At 73.0% G+C, this 20,441-nt stretch carries 17 protein-coding genes; 8 read left to right on the forward strand and 9 right to left on the reverse strand.

What is annotated here, in order from left to right:
* Nucleotides 1-16 precede the first annotated feature (16 nt).
* On the reverse strand, nucleotides 17-862 hold the full coding sequence (gene map, locus ACZ3YO_RS00650; RefSeq protein ID WP_465563021.1) for a type I methionyl aminopeptidase: 846 nt from the start codon (nucleotides 860-862) through the stop codon (nucleotides 17-19).
* Nucleotides 863-968: 106 nt separating this feature from the next.
* Between map and ACZ3YO_RS00655 the strand changes: the two genes are divergently transcribed.
* Nucleotides 969-1,199: a hypothetical protein gene (locus ACZ3YO_RS00655; protein ID WP_465545493.1), complete on the forward strand. Its 231-nt coding sequence runs from the start codon at nucleotides 969-971 to the stop codon at nucleotides 1,197-1,199.
* Between the two features lie 35 nt (nucleotides 1,200-1,234).
* Here the strand turns inward: ACZ3YO_RS00655 and ACZ3YO_RS00660 are convergent, their stop codons facing one another.
* The 3 genes from ACZ3YO_RS00660 to ACZ3YO_RS00670 form a co-directional block, all read right to left on the reverse strand.
* Nucleotides 1,235-1,909: a GNAT family N-acetyltransferase gene (locus ACZ3YO_RS00660; protein ID WP_465563024.1), complete on the reverse strand. Its 675-nt coding sequence runs from the start codon at nucleotides 1,907-1,909 to the stop codon at nucleotides 1,235-1,237.
* Between the two features lie 60 nt (nucleotides 1,910-1,969).
* A complete protein-coding gene (locus ACZ3YO_RS00665; protein WP_465563027.1) occupies nucleotides 1,970-3,367 on the reverse strand; it encodes an MFS transporter in 1,398 nt (465 codons plus the stop codon).
* Between the two features lie 114 nt (nucleotides 3,368-3,481).
* The gene (locus tag ACZ3YO_RS00670) at nucleotides 3,482-4,081 is read right to left on the reverse strand and encodes a hypothetical protein (protein WP_465563030.1); all 600 of its coding nucleotides are present in this window, start codon (nucleotides 4,079-4,081) and stop codon (nucleotides 3,482-3,484) included.
* Between the two features lie 47 nt (nucleotides 4,082-4,128).
* Here ACZ3YO_RS00670 and npdG point away from each other — a divergent pair, with 47 nt between their 5' ends.
* Both npdG and ACZ3YO_RS00680 read left to right on the forward strand, forming a co-directional pair.
* Nucleotides 4,129-4,821 (forward strand): NADPH-dependent F420 reductase, encoded by a 693-nt coding sequence (gene npdG, locus ACZ3YO_RS00675; protein WP_465545499.1) that lies wholly within the window; start codon nucleotides 4,129-4,131, stop codon nucleotides 4,819-4,821.
* A 205-nt stretch (nucleotides 4,822-5,026) separates the two neighbouring features.
* Nucleotides 5,027-5,224: a hypothetical protein gene (locus tag ACZ3YO_RS00680; protein ID WP_465545501.1), complete on the forward strand. Its 198-nt coding sequence runs from the start codon at nucleotides 5,027-5,029 to the stop codon at nucleotides 5,222-5,224.
* 29 nt (nucleotides 5,225-5,253) lie between these two features.
* On the opposite strand, the gene ACZ3YO_RS00685 is transcribed toward ACZ3YO_RS00680, so the two are convergent.
* Complete coding sequence (locus tag ACZ3YO_RS00685; RefSeq protein ID WP_465545503.1) at nucleotides 5,254-6,069, reverse strand: site-2 protease family protein; 816 nt, start codon at nucleotides 6,067-6,069, stop codon at nucleotides 5,254-5,256.
* A 309-nt stretch (nucleotides 6,070-6,378) separates the two neighbouring features.
* On the opposite strand from ACZ3YO_RS00685, the gene ACZ3YO_RS00690 reads away from it, so the two are divergent.
* Nucleotides 6,379-9,720 (forward strand): ATP-binding protein, encoded by a 3,342-nt coding sequence (locus ACZ3YO_RS00690; RefSeq protein ID WP_465563035.1) that lies wholly within the window; start codon nucleotides 6,379-6,381, stop codon nucleotides 9,718-9,720.
* Between the two features lie 125 nt (nucleotides 9,721-9,845).
* Here the strand turns inward: ACZ3YO_RS00690 and ACZ3YO_RS00695 are convergent, their stop codons facing one another.
* From ACZ3YO_RS00695 to panB, 3 genes are all read right to left on the reverse strand, one after another.
* Entirely contained in the window at nucleotides 9,846-10,658 is an 813-nt protein-coding gene (locus ACZ3YO_RS00695) for an ABC transporter permease (RefSeq protein WP_465563037.1), read from the reverse strand.
* The gene (locus tag ACZ3YO_RS00700; RefSeq protein ID WP_465563040.1) at nucleotides 10,655-11,686 is read right to left on the reverse strand and encodes an ATP-binding cassette domain-containing protein; all 1,032 of its coding nucleotides are present in this window, start codon (nucleotides 11,684-11,686) and stop codon (nucleotides 10,655-10,657) included. Before ACZ3YO_RS00700 ends, ACZ3YO_RS00695 begins: the two co-directional genes overlap by 4 nt.
* 221 nt (nucleotides 11,687-11,907) lie before the next feature.
* The gene (panB, locus tag ACZ3YO_RS00705) at nucleotides 11,908-12,777 is read right to left on the reverse strand and encodes a 3-methyl-2-oxobutanoate hydroxymethyltransferase (protein ID WP_396319495.1); all 870 of its coding nucleotides are present in this window, start codon (nucleotides 12,775-12,777) and stop codon (nucleotides 11,908-11,910) included.
* A 295-nt stretch (nucleotides 12,778-13,072) separates the two neighbouring features.
* Here panB and ACZ3YO_RS00710 point away from each other — a divergent pair, with 295 nt between their 5' ends.
* The 3 genes from ACZ3YO_RS00710 (at nucleotide 13,073) to ACZ3YO_RS00720 (ending at nucleotide 17,035) form a co-directional block, all read left to right on the forward strand.
* Nucleotides 13,073-14,701, forward strand: a complete 1,629-nt coding sequence (locus ACZ3YO_RS00710) for a DHA2 family efflux MFS transporter permease subunit (RefSeq protein WP_465563043.1) — start codon at nucleotides 13,073-13,075, stop codon at nucleotides 14,699-14,701.
* A gap of 216 nt (nucleotides 14,702-14,917) precedes the next feature.
* On the forward strand, nucleotides 14,918-15,550 hold the full coding sequence (locus ACZ3YO_RS00715) for a TetR/AcrR family transcriptional regulator (RefSeq protein WP_396319493.1): 633 nt from the start codon (nucleotides 14,918-14,920) through the stop codon (nucleotides 15,548-15,550).
* 321 nt (nucleotides 15,551-15,871) lie between these two features.
* Nucleotides 15,872-17,035, forward strand: coding sequence for an endonuclease/exonuclease/phosphatase family protein (locus tag ACZ3YO_RS00720; protein ID WP_465563046.1), 1,164 nt, complete (start codon nucleotides 15,872-15,874; stop codon nucleotides 17,033-17,035).
* 7 nt (nucleotides 17,036-17,042) lie between these two features.
* Here ACZ3YO_RS00720 and ACZ3YO_RS00725 read toward each other — a convergent pair whose 3' ends face one another.
* Nucleotides 17,043-18,824, reverse strand: a complete 1,782-nt coding sequence (locus ACZ3YO_RS00725) for an NAD+ synthase (protein WP_465563049.1) — start codon at nucleotides 18,822-18,824, stop codon at nucleotides 17,043-17,045.
* 151 nt (nucleotides 18,825-18,975) lie between these two features.
* Between ACZ3YO_RS00725 and ACZ3YO_RS00730 the strand changes: the two genes are divergently transcribed.
* Nucleotides 18,976-20,337: a glutamine synthetase family protein gene (locus tag ACZ3YO_RS00730; protein WP_396319490.1), complete on the forward strand. Its 1,362-nt coding sequence runs from the start codon at nucleotides 18,976-18,978 to the stop codon at nucleotides 20,335-20,337.
* Nucleotides 20,338-20,441 lie beyond the last annotated feature (104 nt).

Here is a 20,441-nt window from a genome sequence, read left to right on the forward strand (position 1 = left end):
CGCCCACCCCGGGTGGTTACGGCAGGGTGAGGATCTCGGCGCCGTCCGCCGTGACGACCAGGGTGTGCTCGAACTGCGCGGTGCGCTTGCGGTCCTTGGTGACGACGGTCCAGCCGTCCGCCCAGACCTCGTAGTCGTAGGTGCCCAGGGTCAGCATCGGCTCGATGGTGAAGGTCATCCCCGGCTTGATCACCTCGGTGGCCCGCTCGCTGTCGTAGTGCGGGATGATCAGGCCGGAGTGGAACGACGTGTTGATGCCGTGCCCGGTGAAGTCCCGCACCACGCCGTAGTCGAAGCGCTTCGCGTAGGACTCGATGACCCGGCCGATCACGTTGATCTGGCGGCCGGGCTTGACCGCCTTGATGGCCCGGTTGAGCGACTCGCGCGTCCGCTCGACCAGCAGCCGCGACTCCTCGTCCACGTCGCCGCAGAGGTAGGTGGCGTTGAGGTCGCCGTGCACCCCGTGGATGTAGGCGGTGGCGTCGATGTTGACGATGTCCCCGTCCTGCAGCACGGTCGAGTCCGGGATGCCGTGGCAGATCACCTCGTTGATCGAGGTGCAGATCGACTTCGGGAAGCCCCGGTAGCCGAGGTCGGACGGGTAGGCGCCGTGGTCGCACATGTACGTGTGGGCGACGGCGTCCAGCGCGTCCGTGGTGACCCCGGGCGCGATCAGCTTCGCGGCCTCCTCCATCGCCTGCGCGGCGATCCGGCTCGCGATCCGCATCTTCTCGATCGTCTCGGCGCTCTGCACCTCGGGCCCGGTGTACGGCGCCGGCGCCGGCCGCCCGACGTACTCGGGGCGCGCGATGTGCGCCGGGACCTTGCGGGTGGGGGACTGGATGCCGGGTACGAGAGCCATGGCTGCGAGTCTATCCGCCGCCCCTGACCCGCCCGGGGGCGTGCGGAGGGGCCCCCTCCTGGGAATGATCCGTACCGACCTGCCCCCCCGAACGGGAGTGACCGCCATGCCCCTGGGATTCCACCGCAAGCCGACCGGCAAGCCCGGCGAGTGGTTCTACTGCATCAAGCACGCCAAGGTGGAGGAGGGCCCCGAGTGCCCCGCCAAGGACCGCCTCGGCCCCTACGCGAGCCGCGAGGAGGCGGCGCACGCGCTCCAGCTCGCCGACGAGCGCAACCGCGAGTGGAAGAACGACCCGCGCTGGAGCGACAGGCCGACGGACGGCCGGGCCGAGTAGTCGTCAGCGGCCCTCGGGGCGGAGGTGCGTCGTCGTCAGCCGCCCTGGGGGCCGAGGTACTTCGCGCTGGTGAGCGGGGCGAGGAGCTCCCAGCCGAGCGAGGTGTAGAGGGCGTGGCCGTCCGGGGTGCCGGCGAGGATGCCGGTCTGGGCGCCCTGGTCGAACGCCGCGGTGGCGAGCGTCCGCATCACCAGGCTGCCGAGGCCCCGGCGGCGGTGTTCGACGGAGGTCTCGACCTGGTCGACGACGGCGGTCGCGCCGAGCGGGACGGTCTGCCCGCGGGCCGCCAGCGCGCCGCTGGCGTCGGTGACGAGGGTGCGGACCACGCCGCCCCGGGTCCAGGTGCGCAGGCGGTAGCCGTCCGGGGCGGTCAGCCGGTGGGCGGGGGCCGGGGCCAGCGGGACGGTCATCAGGTAGCCGGGTTCGTCGTCGATCCACCAGTCGGGGCCGAGCCAGGGGGCGACGAGGGCCGGCTCCGCGAAGATCTTGAGCCACGTCCCCTCGGCGCGGACGTCGCCGGCGACCTTGCGGACGTCGGCCTCCCGTACGGCGTCCCCGGTGGCGTCGAGGACGTGCCGGGTGACGTGGCCGGTGACGCCGACGTCCACGGTGTACCCCCACGGCTCGACGACGGGCGGCGCCGCGAGCCGCGACACGACCCACCCGTCCACCCAGCAGCGAACGACGTTCTCCGTCGTGATCTCCAGCATGGCCACCCCTCCGACCGACGATCCGATGAAGGAAAGAGTAATAGGCCAAGTGGCCAAGCGCTACTTACTTCGAGTGATCGCCTCCGTTTGTCCCACTGCTGCGGCCGCCTCAGCTCGCTCCGCCTCCGCTTGCTCGGCCGCCGCCCGCTCCACCGCGGCCTTCTCGTGCTCGGCGCGGACGGCCGCCGCGTGGGGGTCGGTGCGGTCGTCGTAGGCGAGCAGGCTGGGCAGCGCCGCGACCAGGGCGATCACACCGGTGACGCAGGCGAGGCCGCCGGCCCAGACCGACGCCCGGACGCCGACCAGCCCGGCCATGCCGCCGGCCCGGACCTGGCCGAGCTGCGGGCCGAGCGAGTAGCTGAGCAGCTCCACGCCGGCCATCCGGCCGCGCACCTCGTCCGGGATGGACTGGTTCCACATGGTGGAGCGGGCGATGCCGCTGATCTGGTCGGCGCCGCCGGCCACCGCCAGGCAGAGCAGCACGAGCCAGACGGAGGCGGAGAACCCGGCCAGGGCCATCGCCGCTCCCCAGCCGAGGGCGGCGGCCACCAGCATCCGGCCCTGCCGGTGGATCCGGGAGACCCAGCCGCTGGTCACCGAGACCGCCAGCGCGCCGACCGCCGAGGCGGAGTACATCAGTCCCAGCGCCCAGTCGGCGTGCAGCTCGGAGGCCAGGAAGGGGAAGATCGCCACCGGGAAGGCGAACAGCATCGCGACCAGGTCGACGGCGTACGTGCCCAGCAGGTCCTTGCGGCTCCAGGCGTACCGCACCCCGGTCAGGACGGCCCGTACCGACGGCTTCTCGGCGTCGGTGGGCGGTGGCACCGCGCGGATCCGGGCGAGCAGCAGCAGCGAGGCGGCGAAGGTGAGCACGTCCAGCGCGTACGCGGTCTGTACCCCGGCGAATGCCACGATGATCCCGGCCAGGGCCGGGCCGGCCACCGAACCGACGTTGCGGTAGAGGGAGTTGAGCGCGAACGCGGCGGTCAGCTGGTCGTGCGGGACGATCCGCGGAGTGAGCGAGTCCAGCGCCGGGCGCTGGAGCCCGTCGGCGGCGGCGACCAGTGCGGCCACCAGGTAGACCGGCCAGAGCACCGGCGTCGGCAGCAGCGCGTTCAGCAGCAGGACGCCGGTGAGCAGGCCGAGCCCCGCCTCCGAGAACAGCACCAGCCGGCGGCGGTCCAGCGCGTCGGCGAGTGCTCCGCCCCAGAGGCCGAAGACGATCAGCGGCACCAGCTCGAAGGCGCCGACCAGGCCGACCGCGAAGGACGATCCGGTGAGCTCCTTGATCTGCAACGGCACGGCGACGTAGGTGAGAAAGCTGCCGAGGCTGGTGATGCACCCCGAGAGCCAGAGCAGCCGGAAGTCCCGCGAGGAGTGCCAGGGCGTCAGGTCGGGGCGCAGCGATCGCAGCAGCGTCCGCAGCCGGCTGCTCGGGGGTGGTTCGGAGTCGTTCACGAACGACCATCCTCGGCGGGCCGTTCGCGCCCCGGCAACAGGTTTTCCGTGCCCGCCTGTGCCTGCCCGTGCCCGCCCGCCTGCGCGCCGGGCCGGGGTGCGGGCGGGGGCCCCTTACCAGCGGTTGACGGCCGGCCCCGCGGTGAGCCGCCCGGCGAGATCGGCCAGGCGGCCGAGCACCGACCGGCGGGCCGAGGGCTCCCCGGCGGCCGCGCTGACCAGGTGCTGGGCGAGGTCGAACGGCTCCTCCTCGGCCGTACCGACCGTCAGCCGCTCGTGGGCCAGGCCCGCCAGGCCGCCCGGCCCGGCGGTGCCGTCCAGGGCGAGTACCGTCGCCCCGCCGCGGCGGGCGTCCTGCACCCGCTCCAGCAGTCCCTCGCCGGCCGCCGCCGGGGCCACCACCAGCACGGTCGCCCCGCGCCCGGCCCCGGCCAGCCGCCGCAGGCCGTGCGCCAGGTGGGCCGGGGCCCCGGCGGGCACGCGGTGCCGAAGCAGGGTCGGTGCCAGCCGGGGGACGTCCGACCAGGCGGCCTCGTCCTCCAGGTGCGCGGCCAGGTGCCAGGGCTCGTACGCCTCGGTGCCGACCAGCAGCAGCCCGTCCGCACCGCGCCGGCCGACCGCATGCCGCAACGAGCCGGCGAAGCCACCGACCGCCTCCAGCCAGCCCGTACCGGCCAGCCGATCCCGGAGTGCCGAAACTCTCATCGCGTCCATGCGGCACAGAATGTCGCGGCGGGCCCGGCATTTGGCAGGATCGGCCCATGACTTCCCTCGATTCAGCGACAAACCCGGCCCACGAGCTGCCGGACGTCTCGCAGCTGGTGGTCGGTGTCCTCGGCGGCACCGGCGACCAGGGGCGGGGGCTCGCCCTGCGGCTCGCCAAGGCCGGCCAGCAGGTGATCATCGGCTCGCGCGACGCCTCCCGCGCCGAGGCCTCGGCGGCCGGACTCGGCCTCGGCGTGCGCGGCGCCGACAACGCGACCACCGCGCGGGAGAGCGACATCGTGATCGTCGCCGTCCCCTGGGACGGGCACGCCGCCACCCTCTCCGCCCTGCGCGAGGAGCTGGCCGGAAAGATCGTGGTGGACTGCGTCAACCCGCTCGGCTTCGACAAGCAGGGCGCGTACGCGCTGGTGCCGGAGGAGGGCAGTGCCGCCCAGCAGGCCGCCGCGCTGCTGCCGGACTCGCGGGTCACCGCCGCCTTCCACCACCTTTCGGCGGTGCTGCTCCAGGACGAGACCGTCGAGCAGATCGACACCGACGTCATGGTGCTCGGCGAGGAGCGCGCCGCCACCGACATCGTGCAGGCGCTGGCCGGCCGGATCCCGGGGATGCGCGGCATCTTCGCGGGCCGGCTGCGCAACGCCCACCAGGTGGAGTCGCTGGTCGCCAACCTGATCTCGGTCAACCGGCGGTACAAGGCCCACGCGGGCCTCCGGATCACCGACGTCTGAGCCGGCACCCGGACCGGTACCGGAGCCGGCACCCGGACCGGTACCGGAGCCGGCACCCGGACCGGTACCGGAGCCGGCACCCGGACCGGTACCCGGGTCGTCGCCGCGGGACGTGCCGGCCGCCGGTCTCACCCCTGGACCAGGTCCGGGGGTGAGGTCGGCGACAATGGGGGCCGACCGTCAGTCCGCGCTAGGAGCCCCCGCCATGCCCCGCACGTCCCTCTTCGCCTCGATCGTCGTCGTCCTCGCGCTGGCCGCCGGTGTGGTCTCGCTGACCCAGGGCTTCTGGTGGGGCCTGATCTGGATCCCGATGGCGGGCGTCGCCAGCAACGTCCTCTGGCTGAACCTGCGCCGCGAGAAGCTCGCGAAGGCCGCCGCCGAGCGGGCCGGCCAGCACGCCTAGCCTTTCCGGGCCTCCGGGCCTTCCGGCTCCTAGTTCTTCCAGAACGAGAACAGGTACCGGCCGAGCGTCGCGTAGTCCGCGTCCGCGCCGAACAGGCCCATCAGGCCGTACACGGCGTCGAAGAAGAACCGGTTCACCTCGGGCTGCCAGAGCAGTGCGAAGACCGCCAGCATCCCGTACGGGGCGAACGGCTCGACCGCGCGCCTCGTCCGGTACGACAGCCACGGCTCGATGATCCCGTAGCCGTCCAGGCCGGGCACCGGCAGCAGGTTCAGCAGGGCCGCGCTCAGCTGGAGCAGCCCGAGGAAGCCCAGCGCGCCGGAGAACGGCGAGACGGTCAGCTCGTAGCCGTGCCACTGGGCGTGCACCGACGGGTCGTCCAGCCAGCCCGCGCCGATCGGGATCAGCAGCAGCGCCGCGCAGGCCAGGTTGACCAGCGGGCCGGCCGCCGAGATCAGGCTGTGCTTGAGCCTGCCCTCGATCCGGTGGCGCTCGATCCAGACCGATCCGCCGGGCAGGCCGATGCCGCCGAGGATCACGAACACGACCGGCAGCACGAAGCTGAGCAGGATGTTGGTGTACCTGAGCGGGTTGAGCGTCAGGTAGCCCTTGGCGCCGACGGTGAGGTCGCCGCCGTGCAGCGCGGTGCGCGCGTGCGCGTACTCGTGCAGGCAGAGCGAGACCATCCAGCCCGCCACCACGAACAGGAACACCCCGAACGAGGCGTTGCCGTACCCCGCGTACACCGCCCAGCCGGACGTGGCGAGTATCGCGAGCAGCACCCAGAACACCGGGCTGATCCGGCGGTCCTCGCTGCGCGAGCGCTGCGTTGCGGCGAAGGTCATGGTGTGGGTGCTCCGGGTGTCTGGGGGGTGTCTCGGGTGTGGGTGTCCGGGATGGGGCAGGGACCGATCATGCCGGGCGGGTCCGTCGGCGGACAAGCCGTCCCGGGTGAACGTACGACGACCCGGTCCCGGTTCCGCGCCCCGGTGCCGGACAGGGGAGCCCCCGTGCCGGACAGGCGAGCCCCGGCACCGGACAGTGAGCCCCGACGGCGGACCGCGGAGCCCCCGGCACCGGACACTCGCACCGGCCACCGGCGGCGGCCCGGACAATTGTGCGTGCCGGCGGCGGCCATCGACCAGAATGGGCGGGTGCACTACGGCATCCTCGGAACCACCACGGCCCACCACGACGACGGCACCCCCGTCCCGCTCGGCGGGGCCCGGCTGCGGGCGCTGCTCGCCGCGCTGGTCCTGCGGCAGGGGCGGCCGGTGCCGGCCGACCTCCTGGTGGACGAGGTGTGGGACACCGAGCCGCCGCAGGACTCCTCCGCCGCCCTGCAGACCCTGGTCGGCCGGCTGCGCCGCACCCTCGGCCGCGACCGGGTCGGCTCCGGCCCGGCCGGCTACTGGCTGACCGAGCCGCGCACCGACCTCGGCGAGTTCCAGCGGCTGGCCGGCGAGGGCCGCCGGGCGCTGGAGGAGGCCGACCACGCGCTGGCCGCCGAGAAGTTGAGGGCCTCCCTGGCGCTCTGGCGCGGCCCGGCCCTCGCCGACCTGCCCGACCGCAGCGGCCCCGCCACCCGGCTGGAGGTCCAGCGGGACGAGGCCCGCCGCCACCGGATCACCGCCGACCTCGGCCTCGGCCGGGCCGCCGAGCTGGTCGCCGAACTCGCCGAGCTCTGCGAACAGCAGCCGCTGGACGAGCCGTTGCAGTACCTGATGGTCCAGGCGCTGCGCGAGAGCGGGCGCACCGCCGAGGCGCTGCGCCACTACGAGCGGACCAGACGGGTCCTGGCGGACGAGCTGGGCGTCGACCCCGGTCGCCAACTCCAGTCCCTCTACGCCGAGTTGCTGGCACCCGTGGAGCCGGTCGGGCCTTCGGTGCGCGAGCAGGCGCCGCCGTCGGCCCCGCTGCCCCGAAGTACGGGCAACCTGCGCGGCCGGCTGACCAGCTTCGTCGGCCGGGAGGGCGATCTGGCCGCCCTGCGCGGAGCCCTGACCGGTAGCCGGCTGGTCACCCTGACCGGCCCCGGCGGCTCCGGCAAGACCAGGCTCTCGGTCGAGGCCGGTCGCGCCGAACAGGGCACCGGGCGCTGGCCGGACGGCGTCTGGCTGGCCGAACTCGCCCCGCTGGAGAGCCCGGCCGCCGTCCCGGCCGCCGTGGTCTCCGCGCTCGGCCTGCGCGAGATCGTGCTGCACACCGGCAGCATGGTCGCCGAGGTGCTGGAGAAGCGCGCCGAGGACCCGGTGCGCCGACTGGTCGAGCACTGCGGCCACCGCCAGATGCTGCTGGTCCTGGACAACTGCGAGCACCTGATCCAGGCCGCCGCCGATCTCGTCGACCGGCTGCTCGCCGAGTGCCCCGGCCTCACCGTTCTCGCCACCAGCCGCGAGCCGCTCGGCGTGCCCGGCGAGACCGTCCTGCCGGTCGAGCCGCTGCCCGACCCGGTGGCGCTGCGCCTGCTCGCCGAGCGGGCCGCCGCCGCCCGCTCCGGCTTCGACCCGCAGAACGACCCGGAGGCGTGCGCCGAGATCTGCCGGCGCCTGGACGGCCTGCCACTCGCCATCGAACTGGCCGCCGCCCGGCTGCGGGTGATGACCGCCCGCCAGATCGCGGACCGCCTGGACGGCCGGTTCGCGCTGCTCACCGGCGGCAGCCGTACCCTGCTGCCGCGCCAGCAGACCCTGCGCGCGGTGGTCGACTGGAGCTGGGACCTCCTCGGCAAGCGCGAACGGGCGGTGCTGCGCCGGCTCTCGGTCTTCGCCGGCGGCTGGACGCTGGAGGACGCCGAGGCGATCTGCGCGGACGACGTGGAGGTGCCCCGCGAGGAGGTCGCCGACCAGCTGCTGTCGCTGGTCGACAAGTCCCTGCTGGTGGCCGACCTCGACGGCGAGGGGCTGCCGCGGTACCGGATGCTGGAGACCATCCACGAGTACGCGACCGAGCGGCTGGCCGAGTCGGCCGCCGAACGCGGCGCCACCGAGAGCCGTCACCTGGCGCACTTCCGCGAGCTGGTCAGCACCGCCGACCTGAGCGTCCACGGCCCGCAGCAGCTGCACTGGCTGGGGGTGCTGGCGCGCGAGCAGGACAACATCCGGGCGGCGCTGCGCCGCGCGGTCGACCTGCGGGACGAGGAGCAGGCGCTCGTGATGTCCCTCGGCATGAGCTGGTACTGGTCGCTGCGCGGCTTCAGCCTGGAGGCCCGCGACTGGTACGAGGCGGTGGCCGCGCTCGGCCCGGACCCGTTCGATCCGGACGGACCGGCACCGGTGCCGGTGGAGCGGAACGTGCTCGCGTACGGCCTGCCGATGCCCGAGGGGGTCATCGAGGAATCCCGCCGGCTGATCGTCCTGTACCGCCTGGCCGGGCTCTTCGAGGGCAGCCTGGAGGTCCTCGGCGACCCGATGGCGACCGCCACCGCGCAGCGGCTGCTCGACGCGTACAGCCCGGACCTGCCGCAGTCCTACCGCTTCCCGGCGCTGATGCGGGTGTTCGGGGCCTTCCTGGCCGGCCGCCTGGATCTGCTGAAGGACCTGGTGGACGACGCGGTCCGCGGCTGCGAGGAGCACGGCGGGCCGAACGACCTGGCGTTCATCCTGCAGATCCGGGCCAAGATGATGAACGACTGGCCCGGTGGCGAGGAGCAGGGTGCCCGGGACGGAGAGAAGTCCCTGGAGCTGTACACCCAGGCCGGCAACCTCTGGGGGATCTCCCAGGCGCTGGCGGCCCGCGGCGAGTCGCTGGCCAACCGGGGCATGGCCGACGAGGCCGCCGCCGCGTACGAGCGGGCGATCGAGCTGGCCGAGGAGCTGGGTGCGCCGCAGGAGGTGCCGATCCTGCGGGTGAGCCTCGGCGGTGCGGTGCTGGAGCGGGACATGGCGGAGGGCGAGCGGATCGTCCGGGACGCGATCGCCGGGATCGACGCTCCCGGGGCGAACCAGGCCACCACCGGCGCGCTGCTGTTCGGCCGTCTGACGCTCTGCGGCGTCCACGCCCAGCGGGGCGAGTACGACCAGGCGCTGGCCGAACTGGACAAGCTCGACAGCAGCAGGGTCGGCGGCTTCGCCCCCGGGGTGGTCAGGGGGCTGCTGACCACCGCCCGGGGCTGGGTCCTGGCCCGCGCCGGCGAGCCGGACGAGGGGCTTGTCCTGCTCCGCGACGGCCGGCGGCTGCTCGGCGCGATGGAGGCGGCATCCGGGTTCGCGGAGCAGATGACGGTCATGGTGGTCCCGGCCGTGGCCGGGGTGCTGCGTGCGTTCGCCGAGCGCGACGGGGACCTGGAGCGGGCCCGGGCGGCCGCCCGGCTGCTCGGCGCACACACCGGGTTGAACGGCCCGAAGGGCGGTTACCTGGACCGGATGGAACGCGATCGCGCGGCCGCCGCCCTGCGGAGCCTGTTGGGTGACGCCGCGTACGAGAGCGCCGTGGCCGCGGGCGAGGGCCTGACCTCGCAGCAGACCAAGCTCCTGCTGGACGACCTGATCGGCTGACGGGGGCCGGCCGGCCCTCACGAGGGCTGAGGGCCGGCCCCCGGGGTGAACCGAAGGGCCGGCCGTCCGGTCCCGGGGCCCGTCCCCCCGGGGCCGGACGGCCGGCCCGTCCACGGCGCGCGGCCTCAGGTCCGCTTGCGGAACCGGGCCACCGCGAGCGGCGCGAAGACCGCGGTGACGCCCACCGACCAGCCCAGCACGATGAGCACCGGGTGGGCCACCGCACCCTCACCGTTGAGCAGCGCCCGGCAGGCGTCGGCCAGCGCCGAGAGCGGGTTCACCTTGGTGAAGGACTGCAGCCAGCCCGGCATGGTGCTGGGCTCGGCGAAGATCGAGCTGCCGAACTGCATCGGCATCAGGACGAGCATGGAGACCCCCTGGACGGCCTGGGCGCTCTTCATCGCCATGCCGAGCAGCATCGAGATCCAGACGATCGACATGCCGAACACCAGGGAGAGACCGATTGCGGCCAGCAGCTCCAGCGGTCCGGTCTTCACCTCGAAGCCGAGGATCAGCGCGAAGCCGATCAGGATGGTGAAGGAGACCAACGCCCGGAAGGTCTCCGCGGCGATCTTGGAGAGCAGGACGGAGGACCGGCCGATCGGCAGGGTGCGGAAGCGGTCCATCACCCCGGTCTGGAAGTCGCTGTTCAGCCCGGTGCCGACGGCCATCGCCAGGGTGAGGCCGGTCTGCCCGAGCAGGCCGGGGATCATGTACTGCTTGTAGGCGTCCTGGCCGCCGGCGATCGCGCCGCCGAAGACGTAGACGAAGAGCACGGTGAAGATGATCGGCATCAGCACGGCGTCGAACATCGACTCCGGGTCCGCCTTGATCCGCATCAGGTTGCGGCGGGTCAGCGCGCCGACGTGGCGCAGGTTTCCGGCCAGGCCGATCCGGGTGTCCTCCACCCGGGCGGGGGAGGCGGTTGCGGTGGTCATGCGACGGGCTCCTTGGCGAGGCTGGGGGTGGTCGCCGCGGGCGCCGTGGCGGTCGCGGGCTTGCCGGTGATCGCGAGGAAGACCTCGTCCAGGCTGGGCACCTCGGTGTCGATCCCGGCTATGGCGAAGCCCCGGGTGCCGAGCACCCCGATCACGGTGGTGAGCTGGTCCTCGCCGGTGATCGGCACCGAGAGCAGCCCGGTGTCGGCGGAGAAGGTGGCCTCGGCCCTGCCGGTCTCCTGGAGGCAGCGGGCCATCGCGGGCAGTTCGGCCGGGTGCGCCGCGCGGACCTGCAGGGTCTGCCCCCCGACCTGGGCCTTGAGTTCGGCCACGCCTCCGGCGGCGATCACCCGGCCCCTGTCGATGACGGTCAGCTCGTCGGCGAGCTGCTCGGCCTCCTCCATGTACTGGGTGGTGAGCAGCACGGTGGAGCCCTCGGCGACCATCCGCTGCACCTCGTCCCAGACCTCGTTGCGGGTGCGCGGGTCCAGGCCGGTGGTGGGCTCGTCCAGGTAGAGCACCCGGGGACGGCCGATCATGCTGGCGGCCAGGTCGAGGCGGCGGCGCATGCCGCCGGAGTAGGTCTTGGCGACCCGCTTGGCGGCCTCGGTGAGCGAGAAGCGCTCCAGCAGCTCGGCGGCGCGGGCCTTGGCGTCCTTGCGGGAGAGGTCGAGCAGCCGGCCGATCAGGTAGAGGTTCTCGTACCCGGAGAGCATCTCGTCGACGGAGGCGTACTGGCCGGTGAGGCCGATGGTGCGGCGCAGCTGCTTGGGCTGGCGCAGGACGTCGTAGCCGCCGACGACGGCGGTGCCTGCGTCGGGCTTGATCAGGGTGGAGAGGACGCGGACCAGGGTCGTCTTGCCGGCGCCGTTGGGGCCGAGGACGCCGAGCACGGTGCCCTCGCGGACGGTGAGGTCGACTCCGTCGAGGGCCTTGGTGGCGCCGTAGTGCTTGACGATGCCGCGGACCTCCACGGCGTTGCCCGTGGCGGGCCCCCGGTCGTTCGGGGCGGTGGCGATGCTTGTCATGCCTCCAGGCTGTCCGGCTCCGCTGTCAGCGGGCTGTCACCGCCCGGCCGGCGCCGCCGTCCCGGTGTCGTCCCGCTGTCATCCCGCTGTCGCGCCGCCGACAGCGGCCGCCGCCGGCGGTGGGCGGGGCAGGCGGTGGGCGGGGCAGGCAGTGGGCGGGGCAGGCCAAGGGCCCCGCTCCGGCCCCGGGGACCTGGGGAGAGCGGGGCCCTGTCCTTCCGTCAGTGGAAGGTGTGCTCGGGGGCCGGGAAGGCCCCGGACTGTACGTCGTCGGCGAACGCGCGGGCGGCCTCGCCGAGGACGGCCCGCAGGTTGGCGTACTGCTTGACGAACTTCGGCACCCGGCCGGCCGTCATGCCGGCCATGTCCGTCCAGACCAGGACCTGGGCGTCGGTGTCCACGCCCGCGCCGATGCCGACGGTCGGGATCGACAGCTGCTCGGTGACCTGCGCGGCCAGCTCGGCGGGCACGGCCTCCAGGACGACGGAGAACGCGCCGGCCTGCTGGACGGCCTTGGCGTCGCGCAGCAGCTGGTGCGCCGCCTCGTCGCCGCGGCCCTGGACGGGGTAGCCGCCGAAGGCGTGCACGGACTGCGGGGTGAGGCCGATGTGCGCCATCACCGGGATGCCGGCCTCGACCAGCAGCTCGATCGAGCGGGCGCTGCGCTCGCCGCCCTCCAGCTTGACCGCGCCGACCCCGGCCTCCTTCATCAGCCGGGCGGCGTTGTGCATGGCCTGCGCGGGGGACTCCTGGTAGGAGCCGAACGGCAGGTCGGCCACGATCATGGCCCGCTTGGTGCCGCGGACGACGGCGGCGGAGAGCATCACCATCTGATCCATGGTCACCGGGACGGTGGTCTCGTAGCCGAGGTGGCAGTTGCCCGCCGAGTCGCCGACCAGCAGGACGGGGGTGCCGGCCTCGTCGAAGACGCCCGCGGTGAGGGCGTCGTAGGCGGTCAGCATCGACCACTTCTCCCCGCGCTGCTTGGCGGCGGCGAGGTCGCGGACGGTGACGCGGCGGTTGGTGACCCCGCCGTAGAGCGTGGCGGTCGACGCCTGGTTCTGGGCAGGCGAAGGCGAAGAAGCGTTCATCGAACAGGCTCCTGAAGGGTTGTCGTCTCGTGGCGCCGTGTGGCGTCCCCGGATCACCTCCATGCTTGCACGCCCCGGCACAGCCGCAAAGAGGCGTGCCGCGGGTGCGGTGCGATCTACGGCACACCGGCCCTGGCGTACGGCGCCCCGGCCCCTGGAGGAGGCCTTTGCCCACAATTTACGAAACGGGCTCGTCTCGTATCGAAAATAGCGCTACGCTGACCCAGGGGGGTTACGAGACGCTTGCGGCTCGGAATTGCCCGCCAGTGTCACGCCACCACGGACGGGAACCGCAATGACCACCGCAGTCGCGCCACCTCGCGTGCCGGAAGCCATCCACCGCCGGCGCTGGGCGATCCTGGGCACCCTCGTGCTCGCCCTGCTCGTCGTCGTCCTCGACAACTCGATCCTCAACGTCGCGATGAAGACCATCGCCTCCCCGGCGCCCACCGGCCTCGGCGCCAGCCAGAGCGACCTGGAATGGTCGATCAACTCGTACACCCTGGTCTTCGCCGGGCTGCTGTTCACGGCGGGCCTGTTCGGCGACCGCTTCGGCCGCAAGCGCTCCCTGCTGGCCGGCATGGTCGTCTTCGGCATAGCCTCGCTGCTCTCCGCGATGGCCGCCTCGCCCGGTGAACTCATCGGCTACCGCGCCCTGATGGGCGTCGGCGGCGCGCTGGCGATGCCCGCGACGCTGGCCATCATCATGAACGTCTTCGAGCGCTCCGAGCAGCCCAAGGCGATCGGCATCTGGGCCGGCGCGGTCGGTCTGGCCATCGCCATCGGCCCGATCACCGGCGGCCTGCTGATCGAGCACTTCTGGTGGGGCTCGGTCTTCCTGGTCAACGTCCCGATCGTGATCGTCTCGGTGATCGCGATGGTGCTGCTGGTGCCCGAGTCCAAGGACCCGAACCCGGGCCGGCTCGACCCCGTCGGCGTGCTGCTCTCGATCATCGGCCTGGTCGCGCTGATCTACGGCATCATCAAGGGCGGCGAGCTGGCCGACTTCACCGCTCCCGGCGCCTGGGTGCCGATCCTGGTCGGCGTGGCCGCACTGGCCGCCTTCGTCTGGTTCGAGCGCCGTACCGCGCACCCCGCGCTGGACGTCAGCTGGTTCCGCAACAAGGTGTTCAGCGCCTCCGTGGTCGTCGTCGGCGTGGTCTTCTTCGCGCTGATGGGCGTCTCCTTCTTCGGCGTCTTCTACACGCAGAGCGTGCGCGGCTACAGCGCGCTCCAGGCCGGCCTGCTGATGCTGCCGCTGGCCGTCGCCCAGCTGATGTTCGCGCCCCGGGCCCGGCTGGTCGTCGACCGCTTCGGTGTCAGCGCCACCTGTGCCGGCGGCATGGCACTGATCGCGGTCGGCTTCCTCGGCTACCTGATGCTGGACGCGACCACCCCGATCTGGATCCTGGTGGTGCTCGGTTTCCTGATGGGCGCCGGTATGGCACACGTCATGCCGCCGGTGACCGTCGCGATCATGGGCTCCCTGCCGCGCGAGAAGGCCGGCGCGGGCTCGGCGGTCAACAACACCTTCCGGCAGGTCGGCGGCTCGCTCGGGGTCGCCGTGCTCGGCGCGGTGCTCTCCACCGTCTACCGCGACGGCATGGCCGACAAGCTGGACCAGCTGCCGACCGAGGCGCTGCGCGAGAAGGCGGGGGAGTCCCTGGAGGCCACCCTGGCCGTCGCCGACCGGCTCGGCCCGCAGGGCGCCGCGCTGATCGGACCGGCCAACGACTCCTTCATCAACGCCATGCACGTGGTGGCCGGTCTCTCCGCCGGCATCACCGTGGTGGGCGCCCTGTTCGCCTGGTTCCTGCTCCCCGGCCGGATCCCGGCGGGCGGCCCCGGCGGTGCGCCGGGCGGCGCGCCCTCCCCGGAGAAGGCGGCCGGCCCGGCGCGCGAGACCGAGGCCGCGGGCGCCTGACCCGGCCACGGTGCCCGACCCGGCCGCCGGTGCCTGACCTGCGGCTGGGCGCGACCGAGTCGCGACCGGGCTGCGCGACAATGGGGGCCCTGCCCGGCCGCGTCCGGACGGGCAGGGCCGTCGTCCGCACCCAGGCCCCACCGGCCCGGCCGGCGGACGACAATCGGGAGTGGGAACGGCGCCTCGCGCCCGCAAGACCCAGGGAGAAGAGCGGGGATGAAGACGGACACCACGGCCGAGCCGGACTGCACCAACCCGCGGCGGGGCCGCCCGCGCAGTGAGGCGGCCGAGCAGGCGATCTTCGCCGGGGTGGAGGAGCTGATGGCGGCCGGCACCAGCCTGTCCGAGCTGACCATCGAGGGCATCGCCACCGCCGCCGGCGTCGGCAAGGCCACCATCTACCGCCGCTGGCCCAACAAGGAGGCCCTGCTGGTCGACATGGTCAGCCGGCTGGAGACCCCGGTGCCCGAGCCCACCGGCGGCAGCGCGCGGGACGACCTGGTCTCGATGATCGAGTACATGCGGTTGCGCGGCCTGGCCAAGCGCACGCGCTGGGTGCTCAAAGCCGCGCTCAGCCAGATGCAGGGCCTTCCGGAGCTGCACAGCGCGTACCGCGAGCGGGTGATCATGCCGCGGCGCCAGCTGGCGCGGGAGGTGATCCAACGCGGCATCGACGAGGGCGAGCTCCGCTCCGACCTCGACGAGGAGCTGCTCGGTGACCTGCTGCTGGGCCCGATCCTCTACCGCAGCATCCTCTGGGACGACTCCGACCTGGAGGACCCCGAACTGGCCCCCCGGATGGTCGACGCCCTGCTCCAGGGCCTGGCCGGCCCGGCGGCCCGGGGCTGACCGGGGCTGACCGGCAGATCCCGGAGTCCTTCGTCCGGGAGCCCTTCGTCCCGGAGCTCCGCGTCCCGGACCGGGCAAATCCGGAGCCCTTCGTTCCGGAACTGTCCGGTCCGGATGCTCGCGGCCCCCTTTGCGGCCCCCGGCGTGGCCTGGCTCACCAAACCGGGCCGCGCCGGAACCCCGCTCCACCGGCCCCGCGTCTGTCCCGGCATAGGCTGAGCCGGGAATCCGATCAAACCGGCACCAGTCCGGCACCGTGCCCGCCCACCGGCGGCTTCGGGTGCCGGACCGGCAGGCGGGACGAACGACGGGAGCCACGGCATGGCGCAGGCGGACAGGGCTGACCGGACGGGGGCACCGGCGGCGGAGGGCAGCGGCCCGGCCACCGCCGACGGCGCCGGCGACCGCCCTGACGGCCCCGGTGGCCCGGTCGGCGCCGGCGACTACCCCGACAGCCCCAGCGGCCCGGTCGGCGCCGGCTCCGGGAGCTCCGGCGGCTCGGGCCCCACCGGCGCGGGCTTCCTGGGCCTGCGCGGCTGGGGCCGGGACGGCCGGGGCAGCACCACCTGGCGGCGCGGCCTGGTCGTCGCCGCCCTCGGCTTGTTCACCGCGGCCCTGCTGGCCTTCCACTCCGAGGTGCCCAACGGAGCCGGCAACCTCGGCAGCCTGCTGGAGACCTTCCTGCCCTGGCTCGGCCTCGCCGTCCCGGTGCTGCTGGTGCCCGCCCTGCTGCGCCGTTCCGCGACGGCATTGGTCGCGCTGCTGCTGCCGGTGGTGATCTGGTTCAACATGTTCGGCGGTCTGCTCAGCGACAAGAGCGGCGGCACCGGCGACTGGACGGTGGTCAGCCACAACGTGGCCGCCGCCAACGCCGACCCGCAGGCCACGGTGAAGCTGCTGAAGGAGTCCGGCGCGCAGGTCGTCGCCCTCCAGGAGCTGGCCGGCAGGGCGCTGCGCAGCTACGAGACCGGGCTGGCCGACGCTTACCCGTACCACGCAGTGGAGGGGACCGTCGGCCTCTGGTCCAAGTACCCGATCAGCGGGGTCTCGGTGGTGGACATCAAGATGGGCTGGACGCGGGCCTTCCGCGCCCAGGTCGCCACCCCGCAGGGCCCGGTCGCGGTGTACGTCGCGCACCTGCCCTCCGTCCGGCTGAAGGCCGAGGGCGGCTTCACCGTCAACCAGCGGGACGCCAGCGCGCAGGCCCTCGGCGACGCCATCCAGGCCGAGCAGCTGAAGAAGGTGCTGCTGCTCGGCGACCTCAACGGCACCATGAACGACCGAAGCCTGGCGCCGGTCACCTCGCAGATGCGCTCGGCCCAGGGCGCGGCCGGCGACGGCTTCGGCTTCAGCTGGCCGGCGTCCTTCCCGATGGCCCGGATCGACCAGATCATGAGCAAGGGCGGCCTGCAGCCCACCGACTCCCGCACCCTGGGCCGGGACGGCAGCGACCACCTCGCGGTGGCCGCCACCTACAGGTACTAGGGGTCGCTCAGCCCCGGCGCCAGCGGTTGGTGATCGGGAGGCGGCGGTCCCGGCCGAAGCCCTTGGCCGAGATCTTCGGGCCCGGCGGGTACTGCCGCCGCTTGTACTCGGCGGTGTCGACCAGCCGGACCACCCGGTCCACCACGGCCGGGTCGAAGCCGGCCGCCACGATCGCGTCCCGGCCCTGGTCACCCTCGACGTAGAGGTCGAGCACGGTGTCCAGCAGGTCGTAGTCGGGCAGCGAGTCGGTGTCCTTCTGGTCCGGCCGCAGCTCGGCGGACGGCGGCTTGCTGATCGTGTTCTCGGGGATCGGCGGGACCTCGCCGCGCCGCTCGGCCTCTTCGTTGCGCCAGCGGGCGAGGCGGAAGATCAGCGACTTGTAGACGTCCTTGATCGGCCCGAACGCGCCGACCGAGTCGCCGTACAGGGTGGAGTAGCCGACCGCCAGCTCGCTCTTGTTGCCGGGCGCGAGCACGATGTGCCCCTCCTGGTTGGAGATCGCCATCAGCAGCGTGCCGCGCAGCCGGGACTGCAGGTTCTCCTCGGCCAGGCCGGTCAGCTCGGTGGCCGCCAGGTAGGCGTCGAACATCGGCGCGATCGAAACCGTCCGGAAGTGCAGCCCGGTACGGCGTGCCAGCTCGGCCGCGTCGTCCTTCGAGTGCTCCGAGGAGTACCGGCTCGGCATCGAGACGCAGTACACGTTCTCGGCGCCGATCGCGTCCACCGCGACGGCCGCCACGAGTGCCGAGTCGATGCCGCCGGAGAGGCCGATCAGCACCGAGCGGAAGCCGTTCTTGCGCACGTACGCCTGGGTGCCGGAGACGAGCGCGGCCCAGATCTCGGCCTCGTCCGAGAGGCGGGGGGCGACCTCGGCCCGTACCGTCCCCGGGCCTTCGGCCGCGGATGCCCCGACGGCGGGCGCCGGCAGCGGCTCGCCGTCCAGCTCCGTGCGGACCAGGTGCAGGCCGTCGCTGAGCAGCAGGCCGTCGGTGTGGTCGCTGCTCGCGGCCGGAAGCTCCAGGTCGAGGACGAGCAGGTGCTCCTCGAACTGCGGGGAGCGGCCCAGCACCTCGCCGTCGGCGCCGACCACGATCGAGTCGCCGTCGAAGACCAGCTCGTCCTGGGCGCCGACCATGTTGACATACGCCAGCGGGCAGCCCGCCTCGGCGGCGCGGCGCCGCACCAGCTCCAGCCGGACGTCGTCCTTGTTGCGCTCGTACGGCGAGCCGTTGATCACCAGCAGCAGGCCGGCCTCGGCCTCGCGGGCGGCGGTCACCCGGCCGCCGTCCTGCCAGATGTCCTCGCAGATCGCCAGCGCGACGTCCACCCCGTGCAGCCGCAGCACCGGCAGCTGGTCGCCGGGGACGAACCAGCGGAACTCGTCGAACACGCCGTAGTTGGGCAGGTGGTGCTTGGCGAACCGGGTGACCACCTCGCCCCGGTGGAGCACGGCCGCGCAGTTCTGCGGCGACCCGGCCGGGCGGCCGAACCGCGGCGAGGCGTGCTCGGAGCGGCCGAGGTAGCCGACCACCACCGGCAGCTCGCCCAGCCCCTCGGCGGCCAGCCGGGCGGCGAGCTCGACCAGCGCGGACCGGGATGCCTCGACGAACGAACGGCGCAGGGCGAGGTCCTCGACCGGGTACCCGGTCAGGGCCATCTCGGGGAACGCGACCAGCTGGGCGCCGGCCTCGGCGGCCCGCTTGGTCCAGTGCACCACCTCATCGCCGTTGCGTGCGATGTCACCGACCCACGGGTCGGTCTGGCTCAGGGCGAGACGCAGATTGGGCATGCTTCGGAGTGTAATCGTCTATCTGACGCAATGTCTCGGGCGGGGGTCGCCACTGCCCTCGGAGCCGGAGATCCGCCATGATGGGGTCAGTCGCTTTCGGGTGGTTTCCGGGCGTAACACGAACGTAAAGAGCAGAGGTGAGACTGTCCCCATGGGCAAGCAGCAGGAGTTCGTGCTTCGGACGCTCGAAGAGCGTGACATCCGTTTCGTCCGGCTGTGGTTCACCGACGTGCTCGGGTTCCTGAAGTCGGTGGCGGTGGCACCGGCGGAGCTGGAGCAGGCCTTCGAGGAGGGCATCGGCTTCGACGGCTCGGCGATCGAGGGCTTCGCCCGGGTCTACGAGTCCGACATGATCGCCAAGCCGGACCCGACCACCTTCCAGATCCTGCCGTGGCGCTCGGAGACGCCCGGCACGGCCCGGATGTTCTGCGACATCCTGATGCCCGACGGCTCGCCCTCCTTCGCCGACCCGCGGTTCGTGCTGAAGCGCACCCTGGAGAAGGCGTCGGACCTGGGCTTCACCTTCTACACCCACCCCGAGATCGAGTTCTTCCTGCTGAAGAACCTGCCCGGCGACGGCACCCCGCCGATCCCCGCCGACCAGTCCGGCTACTTCGACCACACCCCGCGCGGGGTCGGCCACGACTTCCGCCGCCAGGCGATCACCATGCTGGAGTCGATGGGCATCTCGGTGGAGTTCTCCCACCACGAGGGCGCCCCCGGCCAGCAGGAGATCGACCTGCGCTACGCCGACGCGCTCTCGACCGCCGACAACATCATGACCTTCCGCCTGGTCATGAAGGAGGTCGCGCTGGAGCAGGGCGTGCACGCGACCTTCATGCCGAAGCCGTTCTCCGACCACCCCGGCTCCGGGATGCACACCCACCTCTCGCTCTTCGAGGGCGACCGCAACGCCTTCCACGAGTCCGGCGCCGAGTACCAGCTCTCCAAGGTGGGCCGCTCCTTCATCGCCGGCCTGCTGAAGTACGCCGCGGAGACCGCCGCCGTCACCAACCAGTGGGTGAACTCCTACAAGCGGATCTGGGGCGGCTCCCAGCGCACCGCCGGCGCCGGCGGCGAGGCCCCGTCCTACATCTGCTGGGGCCACAACAACCGCTCCGCGCTGATCCGCGTCCCGATGTACAAGCCGGGCAAGCAGGGCTCCACCCGGATCGAGGTCCGCTCCCTCGACACCGGCTGCAACCCCTACCTCGCCTACGCCGTCACCCTCGCCGCCGGCCTCAAGGGCATCGAGGAGGGCCTCGAACTCCCGCCCGGCGCCGACGACGACGTCTGGGCGCTCACCGACTCCGAGCGCCGCGCCCTCGGCATCCAGCCGATGCCGCAGAACCTCGGCGAGGCCATCGACCTGATGCAGCGCAGCGAGCTGGTCGCCGAGACCCTCGGCGAGCACGTGTTCGACTTCTTCCTCCGCAACAAGCGCCAGGAGTGGGAGGAGTACCGCTCCGAGGTGACCCCGTTCGAGCTGCGGAAGAACCTCCAGGTGCTGTGACGCTTCATCAACTGTCGAGTGGGCCTGCTCCGATCGGAGCAGGCCCACTCTGCTTCGGCGGGGGCCCGGTTCCCGCGCCGGCGCCGGCCCGGAGCAGCCGGGGG

Source organism: Kitasatospora sp. NPDC022785 (assembly GCF_055561295.1).